Source organism: Xanthomarina sp., assembly GCF_035306705.1.
Classification (GTDB): Bacteria; Bacteroidota; Bacteroidia; order Flavobacteriales; family Flavobacteriaceae; genus Xanthomarina.
In genome coordinates, this window is the sequence record NZ_DATGNO010000011.1 from 20,900 (window position 1) to 43,646 (window position 22,747).

The 22,747-nt window shown below is 33.5% G+C and carries 23 protein-coding genes; 14 read left to right on the forward strand and 9 right to left on the reverse strand.

Annotation, left to right across the window (positions count from 1 at the left end):
* Positions 1 to 4: 4 nt before the first annotated feature.
* The 3 genes from VKY47_RS00735 to dnaA form a co-directional block, all read right to left on the reverse strand.
* Entirely contained in the window at positions 5 to 1,417 is a 1,413-nt protein-coding gene (locus tag VKY47_RS00735) for a PQQ-dependent sugar dehydrogenase (protein ID WP_324309554.1), read from the reverse strand.
* 76 nt (positions 1,418 to 1,493) lie between these two features.
* Complete coding sequence (locus tag VKY47_RS00740) at positions 1,494 to 1,949, reverse strand: low molecular weight protein-tyrosine-phosphatase (RefSeq protein ID WP_324309556.1); 456 nt, start codon at positions 1,947 to 1,949, stop codon at positions 1,494 to 1,496.
* Positions 1,950 to 1,983: 34 nt separating this feature from the next.
* Positions 1,984 to 3,411 (reverse strand): chromosomal replication initiator protein DnaA, encoded by a 1,428-nt coding sequence (dnaA, locus tag VKY47_RS00745; RefSeq protein WP_324309557.1) that lies wholly within the window; start codon positions 3,409 to 3,411, stop codon positions 1,984 to 1,986.
* A gap of 182 nt (positions 3,412 to 3,593) precedes the next feature.
* Between dnaA and VKY47_RS00750 the strand changes: the two genes are divergently transcribed.
* Complete coding sequence (locus VKY47_RS00750) at positions 3,594 to 3,992, forward strand: acyl-CoA thioesterase (RefSeq protein ID WP_324309558.1); 399 nt, start codon at positions 3,594 to 3,596, stop codon at positions 3,990 to 3,992.
* Here the strand turns inward: VKY47_RS00750 and VKY47_RS00755 are convergent.
* The 4 genes from VKY47_RS00755 to ribD are packed head-to-tail and all read right to left on the reverse strand — an operon-like array spanning position 3,989 to position 7,106.
* Positions 3,989 to 4,609 carry an IMPACT family protein gene (locus VKY47_RS00755; protein WP_324309559.1) on the reverse strand — a complete coding sequence of 207 codons (621 nt, stop codon included), beginning with the start codon at positions 4,607 to 4,609 and terminating at the stop codon, positions 3,989 to 3,991. The genes VKY47_RS00750 and VKY47_RS00755 overlap by 4 nt on opposite strands.
* Entirely contained in the window at positions 4,609 to 5,472 is an 864-nt protein-coding gene (locus tag VKY47_RS00760; RefSeq protein WP_324309561.1) for a DMT family transporter, read from the reverse strand. The genes VKY47_RS00755 and VKY47_RS00760 overlap by 1 nt, the downstream gene beginning before the upstream one ends.
* On the reverse strand, positions 5,469 to 6,080 hold the full coding sequence (locus tag VKY47_RS00765) for an HAD family hydrolase (protein ID WP_324309562.1): 612 nt from the start codon (positions 6,078 to 6,080) through the stop codon (positions 5,469 to 5,471). The genes VKY47_RS00760 and VKY47_RS00765 overlap by 4 nt, the downstream gene beginning before the upstream one ends.
* Positions 6,081 to 6,101: 21 nt before the next feature.
* The gene (gene ribD / locus VKY47_RS00770; protein ID WP_324309564.1) at positions 6,102 to 7,106 is read right to left on the reverse strand and encodes a bifunctional diaminohydroxyphosphoribosylaminopyrimidine deaminase/5-amino-6-(5-phosphoribosylamino)uracil reductase RibD; all 1,005 of its coding nucleotides are present in this window, start codon (positions 7,104 to 7,106) and stop codon (positions 6,102 to 6,104) included.
* Between the two features lie 35 nt (positions 7,107 to 7,141).
* Between ribD and VKY47_RS00775 the strand changes: the two genes are divergently transcribed.
* The 5 genes from VKY47_RS00775 (at position 7,142) to VKY47_RS00795 (ending at position 13,134) form a co-directional block, all read left to right on the forward strand.
* The gene (locus tag VKY47_RS00775) at positions 7,142 to 7,633 is read left to right on the forward strand and encodes a GNAT family N-acetyltransferase (RefSeq protein ID WP_324309566.1); all 492 of its coding nucleotides are present in this window, start codon (positions 7,142 to 7,144) and stop codon (positions 7,631 to 7,633) included.
* A complete protein-coding gene (prmC, locus tag VKY47_RS00780; protein WP_324309567.1) occupies positions 7,630 to 8,508 on the forward strand; it encodes a peptide chain release factor N(5)-glutamine methyltransferase in 879 nt (292 codons plus the stop codon). The genes VKY47_RS00775 and prmC overlap by 4 nt, the downstream gene beginning before the upstream one ends.
* Positions 8,509 to 8,511: 3 nt before the next feature.
* Positions 8,512 to 10,506, forward strand: a complete 1,995-nt coding sequence (ligA, locus tag VKY47_RS00785; protein WP_324309568.1) for an NAD-dependent DNA ligase LigA — start codon at positions 8,512 to 8,514, stop codon at positions 10,504 to 10,506.
* Between the two features lie 98 nt (positions 10,507 to 10,604).
* Positions 10,605 to 11,306, forward strand: a complete 702-nt coding sequence (locus VKY47_RS00790; RefSeq protein ID WP_324309570.1) for a hypothetical protein — start codon at positions 10,605 to 10,607, stop codon at positions 11,304 to 11,306.
* Between the two features lie 1,306 nt (positions 11,307 to 12,612).
* Positions 12,613 to 13,134, forward strand: a complete 522-nt coding sequence (locus VKY47_RS00795) for a hypothetical protein (RefSeq protein ID WP_324309571.1) — start codon at positions 12,613 to 12,615, stop codon at positions 13,132 to 13,134.
* On the opposite strand, the gene VKY47_RS00800 is transcribed toward VKY47_RS00795, so the two are convergent.
* Both VKY47_RS00800 and VKY47_RS00805 read right to left on the reverse strand, forming a co-directional pair.
* Positions 13,124 to 14,041, reverse strand: coding sequence for a bifunctional metallophosphatase/5'-nucleotidase (locus VKY47_RS00800; RefSeq protein ID WP_324309572.1), 918 nt, complete (start codon positions 14,039 to 14,041; stop codon positions 13,124 to 13,126). The genes VKY47_RS00795 and VKY47_RS00800 overlap by 11 nt on opposite strands.
* A gap of 91 nt (positions 14,042 to 14,132) precedes the next feature.
* Positions 14,133 to 14,894 (reverse strand): 5'-nucleotidase, encoded by a 762-nt coding sequence (locus tag VKY47_RS00805; protein WP_324309574.1) that lies wholly within the window; start codon positions 14,892 to 14,894, stop codon positions 14,133 to 14,135.
* Between the two features lie 72 nt (positions 14,895 to 14,966).
* On the opposite strand from VKY47_RS00805, the gene VKY47_RS00810 reads away from it, so the two are divergent.
* From VKY47_RS00810 to VKY47_RS00845, 8 genes are all read left to right on the forward strand, one after another.
* Entirely contained in the window at positions 14,967 to 15,491 is a 525-nt protein-coding gene (locus VKY47_RS00810; RefSeq protein WP_324309576.1) for a DUF6913 domain-containing protein, read from the forward strand.
* Complete coding sequence (gene dapA, locus VKY47_RS00815) at positions 15,488 to 16,375, forward strand: 4-hydroxy-tetrahydrodipicolinate synthase (protein ID WP_324309578.1); 888 nt, start codon at positions 15,488 to 15,490, stop codon at positions 16,373 to 16,375. Before VKY47_RS00810 ends, dapA begins: the two co-directional genes overlap by 4 nt.
* Before the next feature lie 107 nt (positions 16,376 to 16,482).
* Entirely contained in the window at positions 16,483 to 17,295 is an 813-nt protein-coding gene (locus VKY47_RS00820) for an outer membrane protein assembly factor BamD (RefSeq protein ID WP_324309579.1), read from the forward strand.
* Between the two features lie 10 nt (positions 17,296 to 17,305).
* Positions 17,306 to 17,635 carry a DNA-directed RNA polymerase subunit omega gene (locus tag VKY47_RS00825; RefSeq protein ID WP_324309580.1) on the forward strand — a complete coding sequence of 110 codons (330 nt, stop codon included), beginning with the start codon at positions 17,306 to 17,308 and terminating at the stop codon, positions 17,633 to 17,635.
* Between the two features lie 5 nt (positions 17,636 to 17,640).
* Positions 17,641 to 18,849, forward strand: coding sequence for a bifunctional phosphopantothenoylcysteine decarboxylase/phosphopantothenate--cysteine ligase CoaBC (coaBC, locus tag VKY47_RS00830; protein WP_324309582.1), 1,209 nt, complete (start codon positions 17,641 to 17,643; stop codon positions 18,847 to 18,849).
* Complete coding sequence (gene porD / locus VKY47_RS00835; RefSeq protein ID WP_324309584.1) at positions 18,842 to 19,729, forward strand: type IX secretion system protein PorD; 888 nt, start codon at positions 18,842 to 18,844, stop codon at positions 19,727 to 19,729. Before coaBC ends, porD begins: the two co-directional genes overlap by 8 nt.
* Positions 19,730 to 19,823: 94 nt before the next feature.
* Positions 19,824 to 21,476: a DNA repair protein RecN gene (gene recN / locus VKY47_RS00840; RefSeq protein WP_324309585.1), complete on the forward strand. Its 1,653-nt coding sequence runs from the start codon at positions 19,824 to 19,826 to the stop codon at positions 21,474 to 21,476.
* A gap of 85 nt (positions 21,477 to 21,561) precedes the next feature.
* Entirely contained in the window at positions 21,562 to 22,383 is an 822-nt protein-coding gene (locus tag VKY47_RS00845; protein WP_324309587.1) for an enoyl-ACP reductase FabI, read from the forward strand.
* Positions 22,384 to 22,747: the final 364 nt, after the last annotated feature.

Here is a 22,747-nt window from a genome sequence, read left to right on the forward strand (position 1 = left end):
AATTTTATTTAATAATAAGTTTGTGGGTTTTTTTACGTCCTGTATTGGAAATAATTTCTGTTAAATAAAGCCCTTTTGCTATGTTTTTAGTGTTTACTTGAATTTTAGAAGCTTCGTTTCCAGAAATGGATTGTATTAATTTTCCTTGAAGGTTGTAAATGTTTATTGTTTCTATTAGAATTTGAGGATTCGAACTTTTAATGGTAAATAAATTATCTGCTGGATTGGGATAAATACTTACTTTCAACAAGTCGTTATCGGCAATACTTAAATTAGGGTCTATAATTTTAAAAATAGATCCAGAATCAATACCAACCACATAAAGTTCGCCATTAACATCTTCACCAAACGCTGTCCAGCCATTACCAGAATAGGGTTGGGTAAAAGTCATGTTCCAAGTTCCACCTGTATTTTTAAGGAGGCCAATTTCGTTGCTGCAATAATCGGCGAAAAAATACCAACCATTTAAATTTGGTTGTAGCGTTCCTCTATATACATATCCTCCAGTTATCGAGCATTTAAAGTTCCCACTAGAAGAATGGGTGTATTGTCCAATTGGAAAGGTTAATTCAGAACTATCTGGACAATTGCTAGAGGTGTCATATGTTTGATTGCCTTCATAACAACGCCAGCCATAGTTGAGTCCCGCTTGATTGATTGAAACCATATTAATTTCTTCAATTTGTCCTTGTCCTACATCGGCAATCCAAAGATTGTGTGTTTGACTATCGAACGAAAATCGCCATGGATTTCTTAAGCCAGAAGCCCAAATTTCCGGTAAAGCATTCGGATTTGTAGCATCAGGAAAGGGGTTATCGCTAGGAATACCATAATTATTACTGCCTTGAGGGTTGTCTACGTCTATACGAAGCATTTTCCCCAAAAGGGTTGTTAGATTTTGAGATCTGTTTTGAGGATCTCCACTACCGCCACCATCTCCTAAGCCAATATATAGATAGCCGTCGTTTCCAAAAGCTAAATCGCCACCATTATGATTGCTGTATGGTTGATTGACCGTAAATAAAATTTCTTCTGAAGCCGCACTCGCTGTGTTGGAGCTTGGAGGATTTGTTGTGTATTTTGCTATAACTGTGTTACCGCTATTGTTCGTGTAGTTTACAAAGAAAATTCCATTTGTTTGGTATTGTGGATGAAAAGCCAAGCCCAATAAGCCTCGTTCACCACCACTTAAAACTTTGGTGTCTATATCTAGAAAAGGAGTTCCGTTTACGGATCCATCAGGATTAATGATTTTAATTAAACCTCCGCGTTCTACAGCGAATAATCTATTATCTCCTGCGTGTTTTAAATCTAATGGGTTGTTAAGGCCCGATGCGAATACATTTAATTCGATATCTTGAGCAAAAAGAAAATAAGGAATTAGTAAAATAATGAAGAGATTGGCTTTATTTTTCATCTGAGTTTAATTTTTAAAAATTAGTATTACAAAGTACGAAAAAAACAGATAAAAATATAAAATCTCTCAGTATCTGTTACTTAAGGAGTTTGTTTGCTATTTCTTGGCAAGCTTCATCCAACATTTTATAGGTGCTTTCAAAACCTTGGATACCTCCTGTGTATGGATCGGGAACATCGTAATCTTGATTTTTGTATATTTCGTTAAGGATCATTTTAACCTTAGCTATATCTTGATCGTTTCTAGCTAAACGTATCACATTTTGATAGTTTGAACTGTCCATAACGTAGATGTAATCGAAAGTATCAAAATCGGATGAGGAAAACTGTCGTCCTTTTTGGTTCGAAATATCTAAACCGTACTTCTTGGCTATTTTTATGGATCTAGGATCTGGGGGATTGCCAATATGATAATCTCCTGTTCCTGCCGAGTCTATAAAAAACATGTCTCTTGGAAGTTTTGATTGTAAAATGCCTTCGGCTAATGGAGAACGGCAAATATTACCCAAACAAACCATTAGAATTTTAGTCATAGTTAATTCTCCGTAAAACCCGGAAATTATTTAATTAAACAGCTAATTTTTTTGAAAGATCCTCAACGTATTTTCTAAATTGCTTATCTGTTGTGGAAAGGTTGTCTACCGTTTTACAAGCATGAAGCACAGTAGCGTGATCTCTTTTTCCAATTTGAGACCCAATACTTGCCAAAGATGCTTTGGTTAGTTTTTTAGCAAAAAACATGGCTAATTGTCTAGCTTGAACGATATGACGTTTTCTGGTTTTAGATTGAAGCGTATCGATATCCATTTGGAAATAATCGGATACTACTTTTTGTATATAATCTATAGATACTTCGCGCTTTGTGTTTTTTACAAATTTTTCAACCACTTGTTTCGCTAAATCTATCGTGATTTCCTTTTTGTTAAAAGACGACTGGGCAATTAATGAAATAATGGCGCCTTCTAATTCGCGAATATTAACTTTGATGTTTTTCGCCACATATTCGATAATATCTTCTGGCATTTCTACACCATCACGATATAACTTGTTTTTCAGAATAGATACGCGTGTTTCAAAATCTGGACTTTGCAATTCTGCGGAAAGTCCCCATTTAAACCTAGATAATAAGCGTTGTTCAATGTCTTGCATATCAACAGGAGCCTTGTCACTTGTTAAAATAACCTGCTTCCCATTTTGATGTAAATGATTGAAAATATGGAAAAAGACATCTTGAGTTCCTGTTTTTCCCGAAAGGAACTGTACATCATCAATAATTAGGATGTCTATTATTTGATAGAAATGAATAAAATCGTTTCTATTGTTTTTCTTTACCGAGTCTATATATTGTTGCGTAAACTTTTCAGCAGAAATATATAAAACTGTTTTTTCTGGGTATTTATCTTTAATATCAACACCAATAGCATGTGCCAAGTGGGTTTTCCCTAAACCAACTCCTCCAAAAATCAATAAGGGGTTAAAAGAGGTTCCTCCAGGTTTTGAAGCAACAGCCAATCCAGCACTTCTTGCCAAACGGTTAGAATCTCCCTCTAGGAAATTCTCGAAACTGTAATTAGGATTAAGTTGCGACTCGATCTTTACATTTCTAATTCCAGGAATTATGAATGGATTACGTAGTTCTGGGCTTTTATTATTTAATGGTATATCGACATCTTGCGCTTTTACAGCAGAGCGATTAGAACTAGGGATTTTTTCCGTAAATGGTTGTTTGTTACCATAGGTGTTTTCCATTCGAATAATGTAAACAAGCTTGGCGGTTTCTCCTAATTCTTTTGTTAAAGCTACTTTTAAGATTTTGACGTAATGTTCTTCGAGCCATTCATAAAAGAATTTACTAGGCACTTGTATGCTCAAAGATTTGTCAGTAAGCTTCACTGCAATAATTGGTTCAAACCATGTTTTATATGCTTGCGGCTGAATGTTATCTTTTATGAATTCAAGACAATTTTTCCAAACCGATTGCGCAGTTACACTCATTATAATTTTAAGGATTTATAGATTAATTATTATAGAGACTTGAATTCTCTGACTGATTTTATAGCTGGACAAATATGTGAACAAATTTCTTAAAAAAAAAATCAATTGCTATTGAATATGAATAAAATTTTTCTCATGTTTAAAGCTTTGCCTAAACTACAAAAAATAAATTAAAGTCCTATATGAATTTCGATGAAATACCAATAAGAGTGAGATATGGTGAAACCGACCAAATGGGAGTGGTACATCATGCAAATTATGCATTATACCTGGAAATGGGGCGTACCGAGTGGTTGCGCAAGAAGGGAATATCGTATAAAGAAATGGAAGATGATGGCATCATGTTGCCTGTTATTTCCATGAGTTTGAACTATAAGAAATCAGCGCTTTACGATGAGGTTGTTAAAGTGAAAACACAACTTAAAAAGGAGCCTTCTGTTCGAATTGAATTTGAATATGAAATTACAAATCAAGAGGGGGAATTGTTGGTAATTGCCACCACGGTTTTAGCTTTTATTGACATGAAAACCAAAAGACCAATAAAATGTCCTGATTATATTTTTGAGAAATTAATAGACTAACTGTCCAGCTCTTTTATTTCAATCTCAAAAATGGATTGAAAACTTTCTACGGTTTTTGAAACGTCTTTTAATCTTACTGAAATTTCAATCTTGCAATCCAATTCTAAAGTTTGGTTAACAATTTTAAGATTCTGTTCTTTTATGAGGCGCATCACTTTGTTCATGTTTTTGTAATCAAAACGTATTTCAAAACGCTTATTTATGGTTCTGGATACTATTTTTGACGCCTCCAAAGCCATTTGTGCAGTTGTTTTGTAGGCTGAAATCAAACCTCCAACACCTAGTTTTACACCTCCAAAATATCTAACAACCACGATGAGGACATTTGTAACTTCAAAGGATTGTATTTGTCCGTAAATGGGCATACCAGCACTGTTATTTGGTTCGCCATCATCGTTTGCCCGAAACTGAAGGTTGTTTTCATCTGTACCCAATTGATAGGCATAGCACCAATGTCTGGCCGAATGATGTTGTTTTTTTAAATTTTCTAGATGTTCTTTTACTTGATCTTCATTTAAAACCGGAAAAGCATAGCCAAAAAACTTGCTGTTTTTATCTTTAAATAAAACTTCATTAGAGGGTTTGGTTAAGGTTTTGTACGTGTCTTTTTTATCCATTAAGCCAAAGTTACTAATAAGATTGAAATAATTGCTAGCCCAACCCCAATCCAGTTTTTAAAAGATAGTTTTTCTTTAAAAATCAATAAGCCAACCATAGAAGTAAATAAAACGATAGCCACATTATTAATAGTAAAAATAGTTGAGCTTTCTAAAGATTCATGATTCAAGGCTTTTAGAATATAATAGATGGATGCATAATTTACAATCCCTAAAGCAATCCCTCCAAGGACACTTAAAGGGTTGAATTTGAATTCTTTTTTAATTATTTTTATAATAAGAATCCCAATGCCGATACATGCTGCAAAGAAGAAAATAGTTGCGGTAAATAGAGGAATGCCTCCCTCCTTAATATAAGTGGATTCTAGGTATTTTATAGATGTATCTATAATTCCTGAGCCCAAAAATATAATTAAAGGAAGCATTAGATTGCTTTTAAAATTGAAAGGCGCATTTTTTTTAACCGACACAAAATACACAGCAATCAAGGCAAATAAAATACCTAATAGTTTTTGAAACCCCGTACTTTCATGATAGACGTAAATGCCAAATATTACAGGAATAATAACACTCATTTTTGTGGCAACAGAAGCAACGGATATGCCATTGCGTTGTGAAGCAATAGCCATAGCATAAAAGATGCTTATAAATAAAAATCCTAAAGCTAAGGCGCCAACAAACCATTGAGAATGGATAATTTCCTGAACATCAAAACTGTTTTTAGAAGTTATAAAACCACAAAAACAAGCAGTTATATAGTTAAATACAATGGCTTGAAGTGTGTTTATTTTAAATCTATCAAATAGTTTGAAGATTAAAAAAATAAGCGTTGAGGCTAGAATACTTAATAATAAGTAGATCAAAAGAGGTCTTTTTTAACAGTAAATAAGTTGATAATATCTTCTGTTTTTGGATCAATGTTCCAAGTATGGATTCCTAATTTAGCTGCTGCAATTGTGTTTTCTTCTGTGTCGTCTATAAATAAACAGCTTTCTGGAGACAATTTATTTTCAGATAAAACAAATTGGTAAATATCGGCATTGGGTTTTCTAAGATTGATTTCATGTGACAGATAAAACACATCAAAGCAATTTTTAAAATCTTCGTAGAACGGAACATCATTTTTTATTAAATCTATATGGAGCGTATTGGTGTTGCTCAATAAAATAAGCTGATATTTTTTTTCGGATGCTAATTTTTTAATAAACTCCAACCGATGTTCTGGAAAATCCTTTATAATGCAATTCCAGGCATGAAGCACATCGTTCTCAGTTAAATCGGGGAAGTTTTCCAAATAAAATTCCAAAAACTCTTCTGTTGAAATTAGGCCTTGTTCGTAAAAGCTGTTAAAAGCAATCATTTCTTCAGAAAAGCTCTGTAGTTTAAATATTTCTAGGGCGTGATTCATGGCGCCTTCTTTATCTAAGTTGATAAAGACATCACCAAAATCGAATATGAGGGTTTTAATCATAATTATCTCGAAACTTTTTTATTATTGATTTGAATATATTTGTAATATATCTTCTAAAATAGAAACTTCTTGAATTTGTTTTCCTTTAAATTTAGGGGCTTTTACACCCTTATTAAAGATGGATTTTCCTTTAAAAACCCGAACTTCATCCCAAAGATTTTCATCTATAAAAGTTTGAAGTGTTTGTCTTCCTCCTTCGATAATAATAGATTGAATGTCTTTTTTATGTAAATAACTGCAGATTTGATTGGCCAGATTACTTGAAAAATCTATTTCATTTTCTGTAATAATCAGGGTTTTGGCTTCGTTATTAAAAATTTGATATTCTTTTGAAAGCTTGTTTGTTTTATCCAAAACCACACGAGTGGGATTTTTTCCAGTCCAATCTCTAACCGTTAAACTTGGATTGTCGTCAAGTACCGTTTTAGTTCCCACTAAAATAGCTTGTTCTTCTGTGCGCCATTTATGTACCAATTGCCTAGAATATTCGTTGGTTATCCAGACTGGTTTTTGTTCGTTTCTGGTTTCTGGAGCAATAAATCCATCTTCGGTTTGAGCCCATTTTAAAATAATATAAGGCCGTTTTTTGTTATGAAAAGTGAAAAAGCGTTTGTGGTGCTCTTTGCATTCGTTTTCCAAAACCCCAACTGTAACTTGACATCCAGAAGCCTTCAATTTTTCGATACCTTTTCCAGCTACTTGGCTATGTGTGTCTGTGGCTCCAATAATCACCTGAGGGATTTTGTGTTTTATGATTAAATCGCTGCAAGGAGGGGTTTTTCCAAAATGGCTGCAAGGCTCTAAGGTTACATAAAGCGTGGCTTTGCTTAATAAGGATTTATCTGTAACAGCCTCAATGGCATTTACTTCAGCATGATTTCCGCCATAAGCACTCGTAAAACCTTCGCCAATAATGTTGTTTTCATACACAATAACACAACCAACCATTGGGTTTGGAGCAGTAATTCCGAGCCCATTTTTAGCAATTTCAATACAGCGTTTTAGGTATTTTTCATGTATCTTCATCCCGAGAAATTTCAGTGTAAAAATAACATAATAAAGTGAGCTATAATAATATTGTTATTAGAGAAATATCTGTAGCAGATAATAAGCAAATGGCACAGGTAATTCGTGATGTTTTAGTCGAATTAGGAGCTCCTAAAGTGGGGACAGCTTATGAAGATGTGTCTTTGGATAAGATGACAGAAACTTATAGGAGCGAAAAGTCTGCTTATTTTGTAATTGAACGGGAAGGAAAGATACTTGGAGGAGCGGGAGTTGCGCCATTAGTTGGTTGTGAAGATCAAATATGTGAACTTCAAAAAATGTATTTTTTACCTGAGGCCAGAGGTCTAGGTTTGGGAGAGGAAATGATGCAAAAATGTTTAGAAAGTGCAAAAGCTTTTGGTTATAAAAAGTGTTATTTGGAAACCTTACCATATATGAAAGATGCTAAAAAATTATACAATAAAGTGGGATTTGAATCTTTAGATAAACCTATGGGAAACACAGGACATTATTCTTGTAATGTTTGGATGATAAAAGCATTATGAGATTAAAGGAAATTCAAAACATTTTTCACACAGAATTAGATGGCATTTTTGGTGCCAACGAAGTTAGCAGCTTTTTTAATATTTTAATTTCACATTATTTAAAGCTAAACAGAATTGCATTGGTTCTAGAACCAGATTTAACTATTTCAAAAAATGAGGAACAGCCTTTATTTGAAGCGTTGAGCAGATTGAAAGTGCAAGAACCTATTCAATATATTATTAGCGAAACCGAATTTTTTGGTTTGCCTTTTAAAGTGAATGAACATACGTTGATTCCAAGGCCTGAAACGGAAGAACTAGTCACATTTGTAATTGAAAGTTCAAGATTCAAAGTTCAAGATTCAAGGCCTTTAACCATCTTGGATATTGGTACAGGATCGGGTTGCATAGCTGTTTCTTTGGCTAAAAATATTTCAAACGCCAAAGTTTATGCCATAGATGTTAGTGAAGAGGCTTTAAAAATAGCGAAACATAATGCAGAGTTAAATAAGGCAGACATTCATTTTTTTAAAGTAGATATTTTAAACTCTAGTACTTGGAATTTGGAATTTAAAGATTTGGAATTTGATATCATAGTTTCCAATCCGCCTTATGTGAGACACTTGGAGAAAAAGGAAATAAAGAATAACGTTTTAAATTACGAACCACATTTGGCCTTATTTGTTGAAGATGATAATCCGTTGCAGTTTTATGAGGCTATTGCCAATTTTGCCATGGATAATTTGAACAAAAAAGGCTGTTTGTTTTTTGAAATTAATCAATATCTTGGAAACGAAACCAAACAATTGCTACAAGATAAAGGCTTTACCGATTTAGAGTTAAAACCGGATATTTTTGGAAATAACCGCATGTTAAAAGGTATAAAGAATTTTTAATCGATGACTATTAAAGAACAGATTTTACAATTACGCGAAGAGCTTAATAAACATAATTATAATTATTATGTGTTGGATAATCCCATCATTTCCGATTATGATTTTGATGTCAAGCTTAATCAACTTATTGCTTTAGAACAACAGCATCCAGAATTTTTTGATGCCAATTCTCCGAGTCAGAGGGTTGGAGGTGAAATTACCAAAAATTTTGAAACCCTTGTTCATGAACAGCGCATGTATTCTTTGGATAATTCCTATTCCAAAGAAGATTTATTGGATTGGGAAACCAGAATTGAAAAATTGGTGGATGGCCAACTGCAATTTACTTGCGAACTAAAATACGATGGTGCCTCCATTAGCTTGACTTATGAAAATGGAAGTCTAATAAAAGCCGTTACTAGAGGAGATGGCGTTCAAGGTGATAATGTAACAGCTAACATCAAGACCATTAAATCTGTACCCTTACAATTAAAAGGCGATTATCCAGAGAAATTTGACATTCGTGGCGAAATTGTTTTGCCGTTTGACGGTTTTAACAAAATGAACGAAGAGCGTATAGAAATAGGAGAGGAGCCTTATAGAAATCCTAGAAATACAGCTTCTGGAAGCTTGAAGCTTCAAGATAGTAGCGAAGTTGCTAAAAGACCTTTGGAATGTTTGTTATATAGTATTGTAGGAAACAATCTAAATATAAGTACACAATTTGAAGGCCTAGAAAAGGCCCGCTCTTGGGGTTTTAAAGTGCCGCAAGCTGCTAAACTTGTAAATTCCATTGATGAGGTTTTAGAATTTATAAATTATTGGGACGAACACAGGCACAATTTACCCTATGAAACGGATGGTGTGGTTGTAAAGGTGAATAATTTGCAACAACAAGAAGAACTTGGGTATACAGCAAAAGCACCACGTTGGGCCATTGCTTATAAGTTTAAGGCAGAACAGGTTTCTACCAGATTAAACAGTATAAGTTATCAAGTTGGTAGAACAGGAGCTATTACTCCAGTTGCAAATTTGGAACCTGTAGAATTGGCTGGAACAACTGTTAAAAGAGCATCTTTACATAATGCCGATCAAATTGAAAAGCTGGATATTCGTATTGGAGATGAGGTTTTTGTTGAAAAAGGAGGAGAGATTATTCCTAAAATTATTGCCGTCGATTTAAGTAAAAGACCAGAATATTCCCAACCAACAATATACATCACCCATTGTCCAGAATGCGAAACTGAATTGGTTAGAACCGAAGGGGAAGCACAGCACTACTGTCCAAATTACAATGGATGTAAACCGCAGATTATAGGTAGGATCCAACATTTTATTTCCAGAAAAGCTATGGATATAGAAGGTTTAGGAGGAGAAACAGTTGCTTTATTGGTAAACGAAGGTTTAATAGATAATTATTCAGATTTATACGAGTTGACTAAAGGTCAAGTTTTGCCTTTGGAACGAATGGCCGAAAAAAGTGCCGAAAATTTAATTAATGGAATTGAACAATCTAAACAAGTTTCATTCGAACGTGTTTTATATGCTTTAGGCATTAGATATGTGGGTGAAACCGTTGCAAAAAAGCTTGCCAAGCATTATAAGGGCATTGATGCTTTAGCTCAAGCAACTCACGACGATTTAATTAATGTGGATGAAATAGGTGTGAGAATAGCCGAAAGTGTTATCGATTTTTTTAATGCCGAAACCAATAAGGTAATCATCGAAAGATTGAGAAATTATGGAGTTCAATTGGAAATCTCGGCTGAAAAACTAGCCAATCAGACAAATAAACTAGAAGGAAATATTTTCGTGGTTTCGGGTGTATTCCATACAGTTTCCAGAGATGAGCTAAAAAAGTTGATAGAAGATAATGGAGGAAAAGTGTCCTCGTCTATATCCGGAAAAACCAATTATATTGTGGCTGGAGATAATATGGGGCCAAGTAAAAAAACAAAAGCAGAAAAATTAGGGGTCTCTATAATAACGGAGCAGGACTTTATAGATATGGTTTCCTAAGTTATATTGAAAAAAATGGATAAAGTGAATTTGTCTATCAATTAATTGTATTTTATTAAATACATTTGTTCCGAAAACTAATAAATAACTAGGGCATTATGGCAAACCATGTATTAGCCTTTTCTTTTTTTGAGCTTTTTCACTTTAGTGATGGTCTCTTTCTTGAAATGCTAATTGCACCCATAATTACTATTTTTTACTTTATAAAAGTTAAAAAGAAATCTTTACTCTTTAGCTTGTTTTTGCTTACTTATTCCATTTCAGATCTTATAAATTTTTTCGATCAGGAAAGTTTTGTTGAAGTCATGTATTTTATTTGCAATGGATTATATATGTTCTCCTATGTTTTCTTATTGTTAGAAATAGTAAAAACGGTAAACATGACGATTATTGTAAAAAAATTTCCCATCCACTTTGTTGTGTTGACCTTGCTTAATATTTATATTATTTTTGTTATGGTTACCATAATCAATCCTATTTTATTCGTAACAAATCATTTAATAATGATTCAGATTGTGGAGCAGACGTATAATGTTATTCTTTTGGCCATCTTAAGCATGTCCTTTTTTAACTATATACTTCACGAAAACAATAAAGCTCTGCTCTTATTTTGTGCTTGTCTAGCCGTCACCTTTTCAGAATTTTTATTGCTAGGATATTTTTATTTCTCGGAACAAATGTTCCTTATTCGGCTTGTTTCTATATTGTTAGAGTTAAGTGCGTTTTTGTTGTTTTATTTCTACGCTACTATGAAATCAAGAAATTCACGGCCCAATAGTTATATAAAGGATATTTTTTAGAAGGAATATTAAAATGCTTATAAGTGCTTGGTGGCTAATGGTACTGCTTTGTTTAGCTTGTTTTATTCTAAAAGATAATTTAAAAAATCACATTTTATCGATTAAATGTGTATAATTACCGACAAATAGTTAATTTTGTATATATTTGCTTTCAAATCAGAGTTGTATGGTTTTAACTAAGTCGAACATTTTATTAGCATTTATAATCTTGCTATGTGTTTCTTTTACTCTTTTTCAAGTTCAGGAGGAATTCTATATTTCCGCTGTTTCCAGAGCATTGATTGTGCCTTTAATTACGGTGCTATATTTTATGAATACCAGAGATAGATCTCTGTATTTCTCCTGGTTTCTTTTGTTTTTCTCTATTTCGGAGCTCATAGTTTTTACTGAATACTTTTTGCAAACGGGTAAACAATTGCACGTTTATTATTTTGTAGGCAACCTCTTGTATATTTTAGCTTATTTATCCTTGTTGATTGATATAATTAAAGGTTTAAATTTTAAGAAAGTTTTTAAAAATTATAAGCTACAACTTTTTGTGTTGGGTGTATTGAATATCTACATTGTATATATGCTTTTAAGTATTGTAAATCCCATTATAAAGAATACTAATTGGATTTATTTAGAATTAATTTATAACACAGTAATACTTTTATTGCTGACGTTTTCTTTAATATCCTACTTTTATAACGACAATAAAAAGACCTTACTTTGTTTTATAGCTACCTTATTTATCGTGTTTTCGGAATTCGTACAAATAGCGTATTTCTATATTTCCGATAAGAACATGCTAAATTTTATTTCTACATTTTTATTTGTCATGGCCTTTGGGTTCTATTATTTTTATGCAAGAACGAGGAGTGTAAAAACTTTTCGATTGTTTAATTAAATCTTTAAGCGTTGCATTTTTTACTCCTAACTTATTGGCTGTCTTTTCAGTTTTCTTAAAACATATAGAAGTTGTTTTTCTAAATTTAACACACTTTTCGATGAACGGCACGTTTGTGTCGATGTAATTACATATATTTGACTCAACCTACTTATGTTTTTTATTGTGAAAGAATGGCTAAATTATAGTTATAACAGGATATTTCTTGGTGTTCTGTTCCTACTTATTCTACTGAATATTTTTGCTTCTTTAAGCGAAAGCGATGTATTGATTCAAATTACAAAACCTTTGTTTATACCCATTTTTATAATGTTTTATTATATTAAAAACCGGTATGTTCACGTTTTGTTTATCATCTTTTTCATTCTGTCGTTTATTGGTGATTTTTCCTCACTTTTTCTGACCAATAATACCCTCATGAAATTTTCTGGATTTATGCATTTTTTAAGTTATTTGGCACTTACGATTTTTATAGGGTCCAAAATAAAACGCATTAGATTTGATAAGGTGGTTGCTGCTTATTTAGTGGTTGTAATTAGTATTAACTCCTATTTTTTATACGAGTTGTTTGGAGTAGTCAAAGCCCAGATTATCGATACTGCCGAAGTTAATTTATTTGCCGCTAAAAGTATTTCGTTGTTGGTGTTGAGCTTAATTTCATTTGTGGTTTATTTGAGTTCAGATACCAAACAAGCAATCTTGTTTTTATTTACAACCTTGTGTTTTGTATTTTCGGATGTGTTGTACTATATCAGTAATTACTATATTTACAATTGGAGTTTTGTTATGCTAAATCATGTTTTGCACTTGGTTGGCCTCTTCCTCTTGTTCAACTTTATTATAGGAGAAAACAGATTGCGTAAAAGACAATTGGTTACCGATAAAATGAATTCAGAATTAATTCCATCAAGAACTATATTTTCTCTACCTAGACAATAATAGAGGTTCCGTTAGCTGTTTTGTTTTTGTCGGTATCGAAAAAGAAATCGATGCGTCCTAAATTAATCCCATAGCAGCCTACTTGGTTTACAAGCACATTTTTACCTTCAATATTTTGAGCAACCGTAGGTTTTGGTAAAAACGTATGTGTGTGCCCTCCAATAACTAAATCAATATTTTTTGTACTAGTAGCAAGTTTTAAATCACTTGGTTTTTCTGGGTCATTGCTGTATTTATAGCCTATATGAGAGAGGCAAATAACCAAATCGCAGTGTTCTTCTTCTTTTAAAATCCGACTCATATCCTGTGCTATTTCGATAGGGTCGTGATACACGGTTTCTTTATAAAGATCTTTTAATACCAAGCCATCCAATTGAATTCCTAATCCAAAAACGCCAATTTTTATACCTGCTTTGTTAAAGATTTTGTATGGTTTAACATGCGTATCTAAAATGGTATTTGAAAAATCGTAATTGGCCGAAAGGAAATCGAATTCCGCATGTGGTAATTGTGCGTATAAACCGTCTATGCCATTATCGAAATCGTGATTTCCAATGGTTGCCGCATCATATTTCAATTTACTCATGAGTTTAAATTCCAATTCACCTCCATAATAATTAAAGTAAGGTGTGCCTTGAAAAATATCTCCAGCATCCAATAAAAGCGTATTCGGATTTTCGTTTTTAATAGTTTCAATCAAGCTTGCTCGTCTAGCAACCCCTCCTTTGTTAGGGTTTCTACCATCTTCAGGTCCAAAAGGATCAATATGGCTATGCACATCGTTCGTATGTAGAATGGTAATTTGAGTTTTTTTGTCAGCCGATATAAATGAAGGTAAACTTAAGCCACCTACAGTAACTAAAGCGGTTGCTGCTGTAGTTTTTTGAATAAAATTTCTTCTTTTCATGGGTTTAAACATCGTATTTTTTATTTGTCACATACAACCATATCATTATCTCTATTGAGGTTTAAAGATTAGGCATGGATGTTTTCCAAACTTAATGGTCTAATTTTATAAACCTGTCGTCAATAACAGGATTAATGGTATCATGTTTACGGAAATAATCCAAAAAGGCATTTCGTATTTTATAATTTAAAATATATAAGGTATCATTAGGTTTGAAGAAATCCATTCCATCTCCACCATTATATAGATAATCGTTTGTGGCCACATAGTAAATTTTAGAAGTATCTATTGGCTTGTTATTTATGGTGGCTTCAACTAACTGATAGTTTTTATCGACCACGATTTTTAGTTTGGAAATAGGATGCGCTCTTTTGGCCTCAAGCAAATAAGCAATCATTTGGTTTACTTGCGATCCTTTTATGGGGGCAACCACTATGCTGTTTTCAAAAGGCATGATTTCGAAAGCTGTTCTTGTAGTAATATTGCCTTTGGAAATTATGGCTCGTATACCTCCATGATTGGCTAAAACCATATCAATGTTTTTTCCGGTACGTTGTTTAAAAACTGGATTTCCTTCCTCGAACATTACATCGGCAAACAGGTTCCCAATAGCCGTATTTAATTCACCATCGCTTTTGGAATAAGTATTTGTGGCATAGCTAATAACACTATCTAAATCTTTGTTTAAATGATCTCTATAAGGTTTCACAAAGGCTTCAATATGTGCGTCAGTTGCCAGACTATCCGTTATAGCTATTTGTTTTCCTTCAATTCGTGTTAAATAGTGCGTTTCCTGTTTACAGCCAACTATAAAAACAATAAAAAATAGAGCGAAAAGTGGTTTAAAATTCATGATGAAACATGTATGTTTTAATAATTTTTTGTGTGTACTTTTACTACCTTTGTAACAAAGTATAAAGATATAATGATTTTAAAGGGTTTAAAAGAAAAATCTATAAAAAAGAGGTTGAATAGCATTCTAAAAAATCGAGAAGCACATTTTAATACAGTTAAAATAGAACATTTAGGGATTATTTTAAATGCCGATGAAACAAGCGATCTTGAAGCCCTAAAGGCTATTGCCCAAACCTTGGATGTACGACCTAATAAATTGAAGATTGTTGCGTTTACATCAAGTAAAGATGTGCTTGCCTATTCTTGGGATGCCTGTTTTAATACGAAGGATTTTACCTGGAACGGAAAAGTTAAAAACGCCGAATTACAAGCATTTATTGATACTGAATTCGATTTGTTAATTAGTTATTATGCGACAGATGTTTTGGAACTGAAATATTTAACAGCAGCATCTAAAGCACCGTTAAAAGTCGGGATTTTTCAATTGGACAAACGGATTAACGATTTGATTATTAAAACAGATTTTAATAAGTTGGATCTTTTTAAAACCGAATTAAAGAAATATTTAAACGTATTAAACAAATTACACGCATGAAAAACAAATTAACGGGTTTAGGAATTGCTATTGTTACGCCTTTTAAAAACGATTTAAGTATCGATCATGAAGCTTTGAGCAACATTGTGAATTTTAATATAGAAAACGGCACCAATTATATAGTAATAAGTGGTACAACTGGAGAAAGCGTTACAATTACCAAAGAAGAAAAAAAGGAGATTATTGCTGCCATAGTAAAGACAAACAACAATCGTGTGCCTTTGGTTTTGGGAATAGGAGGGTATAATACAGCAGATATAATTGAAGAATTACAAACAACGGATTTTACACATATCTCTGCCATTTTATCAGTTTCTCCAGCCTACAGCAAGCCAACTCAAGAAGGCATCTATCAGCATTTTAAAGCCATTTCGTTAGCCTCGCCAAAACCTATAATTCTATATAATGTTCCAGGAAGAACGGCGTCTAACATGTTACCAGAAACGGTTATTAGATTAGCAAGGGATTTTGAGAATATTGTAGCCATTAAAGAAGCAGCAGGAAACCTTTCCCAGTATTTTCAGTTAATAAAAGATAAACCTGAAGATTTCTTGATTATTTCGGGTGATGACGATTTAGCCCTGCCAGTAGCTTTAGCAGGTGGAGCAGGGGTTATCTCGGTTATAGGACAAGCTTTTCCGAAGGAATTCTCGAAAATGATTCGATTAGGATTGGAAGGAAATTCGAAGGAAGCCTATAAGCTTCATTATCAGTTTATGGAAGTGATTTCTTTAATTTTTTCTGAAAATAATCCCGCTGGAATTAAAGCTGTTTTAGAACAATTAGACCTGTGTGACGATACCGTTAGATTGCCACTAGTTGTTGCTACAAATTCCTTAAAAACAAAGATTGGAAGCTTTACAAATAATTTTCAAAATAGTTAAATTATACTTAAACCTAATATAAAGCGTGTTCAACCGTTTATTTTAGCTGAAAATAATATTTTTAAAATCCATTATAATAGCTTAATTTTGCATCCTGTTTAAAAATTATGAAGAAACTTTTTTATTTATTTATAACTTTCACTGTTTTAAGTTCTTGTAGCCAATATCAAAAAGCTTTGAAAAGGCCGGATATAGCTGAAAAATTTAGGTTAGGGGAAGAATTATACAATAAAGGGAAATATGCCAAAGCAAATAAGTTGTTTGCTCAAATAGTTCCAAATTATAGAGGAAAACCACAAGCTGAAAAGCTCATGTTTTTGTACTCCAATACGTTTTATGAAATGCATGACTACTATTTGGCCAGTTACCAATTTGAGCGTTTTGTAGCCTCATATCCTGAAAGTGAAAAAGTAGATGAAGCCGCTTTTTTAAGTGGAAAGAGTGCGTATATGCTATCTCCTGTTTTCTCTAAAGACCAGACAGAGACTAAAGAAGCATTAGAAAAATTACAGGTGTTTATTAATTTATTTCCAGACTCAGAATATTTAGCTGAAGCAAATAAATTGGTTCAGGAATTGGATTTTAAATTAGAGAAAAAGGCCTTCGAAATTGCAAAGCAATACAATACTATTGCAGGTTATACAGCAGATTATAACGCTTCTATTAAAGCCTTTGATAACTTTATATTAGAGTTTCCAGGGTCTGTGTATCGAGAAGATGCATTTTATTACAAATTGGACTCGGCTTATAAAGTTGCTATGAATAGTGTGGAATCCAAGAAACAAGAACGTCTTGAAAAAGCAAAAGTGCACTACAACAACTACAAAAAGAATTACAGCAATTCGGAACGTATGGAAGAAGCCAACGAGATGATAGAAGATATTGTTAAAGAATTAGAAAAATATAGTACTAAAAGCTAAATAGAATAAAATGGATTTAAAAAAAATCAAAGCTCCTGTTAATACAATTACTTACGACAGAAATAAAATTGAAGAGCCTACGGGAAATATTTACGAAGCTATTTCTATTATTTCTAGAAGAGCAGAGCAAATTAATTCTGAAATTAAAAAAGAGTTAATTGAAAAACTTGAAGAGTTTGCTACTTTTAACGATAGTTTAGAAGAAATCTTTGAAAATAAAGAGCAAATTGAAGTGTCTAAATTTTATGAAAGACTACCAAAACCTTATGCTTTAGCAGTGCAGGAATGGTTAGACAATAAAATTTATTACAGAAACACCGAAGACGATACTCAAGCATAAACACCATGTCTATATTAAGCGGCAAAAATATCCTGTTAGGCATTAGTGCTGGAATTGCCGCTTACAAGGCTGCAACATTGGTTCGGCTTTTTGTAAAAGCTGGAGCCCATGTAAAAGTAGTTATTACACCATCTGCAAAAGACTTTGTTACTCCGTTAACACTATCTACCTTGTCTAAAAACCCTGTTTACTCAACCTTTGTGGACGATGTGGATAGCGAACTTTGGAACAACCACGTAGAATTAGGTCTTTGGGCAGATTTTTTTATTATAGCCCCAGCAACAGCCAATACCTTGTCAAAAATGGCAAATGGTATATGCGATAATTTGCTGTTGGCAACGTACTTATCAGCTAAATGCCCAGTCTATTTTGCGCCAGCAATGGATTTGGACATGTACAAGCACCCTACTACAAAACAATCTTTTAAGAAATTGGAGAGTTTTGGGAATATTATTATTCCTGCTACCAGTGGCGAATTGGCCAGTGGTTTATTTGGTGAAGGCAGAATGGCCGAGCCAGAAGACATTCTTTCGTTTATTGAAAATGATGTTCTTGGCAAGTTACCGCTTCACGGAAAGAAAATATTAATTACTGCCGGACCAACATACGAAGCTATAGATCCCGTTCGTTTTATAGGAAATCACTCCAGTGGAAAAATGGGATTCGAAATTGCGAACGCTTCAGCCAATCTGGGTGCTGAGGTAATATTGATAACTGGACCAACACATCTTAATTTGAATCATAGCTTGGTGCATGTTATCCGTGTAACTTCGGCAGAAGATATGTATGTGGAATCACATAAATATTTCGACCAAGTGGATGTGGCTGTTTTAGCAGCTGCAGTGGCAGATTATAGACCGAAACTAGTAGCCAATCAGAAAATAAAGAAAAACGACTCCAGTTTAACGCTCGAATTGGAAAAAACAAAGGATATTTTAGCTTCTTTAGGTGCCATTAAGAAAAAACAAATCTTGGTCGGTTTTGCTTTAGAAACAGAAAACGAACTTGAAAACGCAAAAGGAAAATTAAAAAGAAAGAATTTAAATTTAATTGTTTTAAATTCGTTGCAAGATAAAGGAGCAGGTTTTCAACTCGACACCAATAAAGTAACCATAATAGACAATAAAGAAAAGGTTACAGCATATCCATTAAAGTCAAAAGCAGAAGTAGCTCAAGATCTTCTAAACGAAATTATAAAAGTATTACATGAATAGGATCCTTATATTTTTAATGTTGATTTCTGGTGTTTCAATGCATGCACAAGAATTAAACTGTAAAGTAGTTATCAATGCGGAACAAACAGGAAACAGTAATTTACCTGTATTTAAAACCTTGGAAAAGCAAATCTTCGAGTTTGTTAATAATACCAAATGGACCACTAAGGATTTTTCTTCGTTAGAACGTATAGAAAGCTCCATGTATATTAATATTACGGAGTATTCTGGTGATGTTTTTAACGCTACTATTCAAGTGCAATCTTCCAGACCTGTTTTTGGGTCCTCCTATACAACGACTGTACACAACATAAACGACAAGGATTTTGGCTTTAGATACCTCGAATTCCAAAATATGGTTTATAATCCGAATTCGTTTGAATCCAATCTAATTTCTGTCTTGGCATTTCATGTATATATGATTTTAGGCATAGACGCCGACACCTTTTCCTTAAATGGTGGAGACCCACATTTTAAACAGGCTCAAACCATAGTTAACTATTCGCAAGGCGAAAATACCAAAGGATGGAAACTAAGTGATGGCAACCAAACCAGATATGTGTTAATAGACAATATGTTGTCTCAAACTTTTGAAGGCTACAGAAAGACGATGTATCAATATCACAGAAATGGATTGGACCTGATGAGTGAAAACCTAAAAGAAGCAAAAACCAATATCTCCAATGCGTTAATTAGCTTGGAAGCCATGAATAGAGTGAGACCTAACTCCTTTCTTCTTCGAACTTTCTTTGATGCCAAGTCTGATGAAATTCTGGATGTTTTTAGTGCAGGACCTCAAGTAGATATCACAAAATTGGTGGGTGTGCTAAACAATATTGCGCCCATGTATTCTAGTAAGTGGAGAGAGATTAAATTCTAAATCTGCTAACAAAGAAACAGCTATTATATCAAGTGTTTTTGTTGCTTTCATTTCTTGAAATTACTTACCTTTAACCTAAATTCTAGAAATACTTTTGATTACATCCTTATCCATAAAAAATTATGCTTTAATAGATAGCCTTCAGGTAAATTTTAACCAAGGCTTTTCTATAATTACTGGCGAAACCGGCGCTGGAAAATCCATCTTGTTAGGAGGTTTATCTCTTATTCTTGGAAAAAGGGCCGATTTAAGTAGTATAAAAGACACTTCAAAAAAGTGTGTAATTGAAGCCGTTTTCGATGTAAGCAATTATAATTTAGAGAACTTATTTTTGGCAAACGATCTCGATTATGAAACCCAAACCATTATAAGGCGAGAAATCTTGCCTTCTGGAAAATCTAGGGCTTTTGTAAACGATTCGCCTGTAAATTTAAATAGTTTGCAACTTTTAGGCGAACAACTTATCGACATTCATTCACAACACGAAACCCTTCAGTTGGTAGACGATTCTTTTCAGTTTGAAATTATCGATGCCTTGGCAAACAATAAAGACGTATTAAAATCCTACGCCCTTCAGCTGAAACAACATAAAACCCTTCAAAAAGAATTGGACATCCTATTGGCTTTTAAAGCAGAAGCGATTAAGGAATACGATTATAATTCATATCTATTAAAGGAGCTTACTGAAGCAAACCTGCTTGACGGTGAATTGGAATTGCTTGAGGAAGAATTTGAAACCTTAAGCAATGTCGAAGAAATTAAGGCATCTCTTTTACACGCATCCCAAGTCATGAATGAAGAGGAGATTGGTGTGTTATTCCTGTTGAATCAACTACAGGCTAATTTTAAAAAAATAGGTTCTTTTGCACATAAATATCAAAGTATTGCTGAAAGAATTGAAAGTAGTTTTATAGAGTTGGATGATGTGTTTTCGGAAGTCGAAAAATTTCAGGAGCAATTGGATGCAGATCCGGAACGCTTGGAAAAAGTAAATGCGAAACTCTTGTTGCTTAACAACTTGTTTAAAAAACATCTGACAACTTCAGTTTCAGAATTAATTGAAATCAAGGAGAGTTTGAGTATAAAAGTCTCGGAAACTGAAAATCTAGACGAAAACATTCAGAAAAAAGAAAAGGAGTTAAAGGCCGAAAACGAGGCTTTAAACAAACTGGCAAAACTGTTGCATGACAACCGATTAAAAGCCATTCCAGAATTGAGTAAACAATTGGAAGAAATTCTAAGCACCTTAGGCATGCCAAATGCCAAGTTTAAAATCACATTACATATAAGTGATGCCTTTTTTGCAAACGGAAAAGATGAGTTGTCGTTTTTGTTTACTGCCAATAAAGGAGGGCAGTTTAACGAGCTAAAAAAAGCGGCTTCTGGAGGGGAGCTTTCTAGAATTATGCTGGCTATAAAATCTATTTTATCTAAATACAAACAATTGCCGACCATAATGTTCGACGAGATAGATTCTGGAGTTTCTGGAGAAATTACCAATAAAATGGGATTGATCATGCTGGAAATGAGTCAATATATGCAAGTATTTGCCATAACGCACATTCCTCAAATTGCCGCCAAAGGTCATACACATTTTAAAGTGTTTAAGGAAGATGTGGATAATGTAACCTTATCAAATCTAAAAGAATTAAACTACGACGAACGTTTGGTAGAATTAGCACAAATGCTTGGAGGAACAGAAATTTCAAGTTCGGCCTTAGCGCACGCCAAGCAATTACTTAATTAATAAAATAAAAGTGAAGTTTATAGATGAAAGTTTTATTAACTTTGACCTTTAAAGAACGTAACACCAAACAAAAATAACTAGCGATATGTCTAACAACTTATTAAAAGGAAAAAGAGGAATTATATTTGGGGCGCTTGATGAAAATTCTATAGCCTGGAAAACAGCCGAACGTGTTCACGAAGAAGGCGGTACTTTTGTATTAACAAATGCACCAGTAGCATTAAGAATGGGGCAAATAAACGCATTGGCCGAAAAAACAGGCTCGCAAATTATACCTGCCGACGCTACTTCTTTGGAAGATTTGGAAAACCTGATCGAACAATCAGTCGAGATTTTAGGAGGCAAGCTGGATTTTGTTTTGCATTCAATTGGGATGTCAATTAATGTAAGAAAAGGAAATGCCTATTCAGATCAAAACTACGAATGGACTCAAAAAGGTACAGATATTTCAGCCATGTCTTTTCATAAAGTTATGCAAACTTTATATAAAAAGGATGCTATGAATAAATGGGGAAGCATTGTTGCATTAACCTATATGGCCGCACAGCGTGTGTTTCCAGATTATAATGATATGGCAGATAATAAAGCCTATTTAGAAAGTATTGCCAGAAGTTTTGGTTATATCTTCGGAAAAGATAAAACGGTTCGAGTAAATACCATTTCACAATCGCCAACTCCAACAACAGCAGGAAGTGGTGTAAAAGGTTTTGATGGTTTTATAGCTTATGCAGATAAAATGGCGCCTTTAGGAAATGCTACCGCTTTAGACTGCGCCAATTACACGGTAGCCATGTTTAGTGATTTAACAAGAATGGTCACCTTGCAAAACTTATTCCACGATGGTGGTTTTAGCAATATGGGAGTAAGTAACGAAGTTATGGAAGCTTTTGTTAAAGGAAGCGAATAAGGCTTATGCAAGCCATAAAATAAGGTTTTAAAAAAGAGTCATAGCATTTGGCTCTTTTTTTTTACGCATACATATAGCCTTTACAAACAGTCTAAGTTTTATTTAAAACCCTATATAGGGCTCTCAAAGAATGTATTGAACTCTTTTTACAACCTGTATACCTGTTTTGCGTCTGGTCAGGTCTGTAGCTAGTCCGTAGATGGTCCGTACATAGTCCGTACCTAGTCCGTATAAAGTTCCACCTAAATATATTATTAAGAAACGTCCCTAACTTTTAGGGATTCGAAAAAGCATAAGTAGGTGCTTTCCTTATAATTCCATTTACATAATAAACTTTCCTAGGAGACCTCATACTAACTCAATG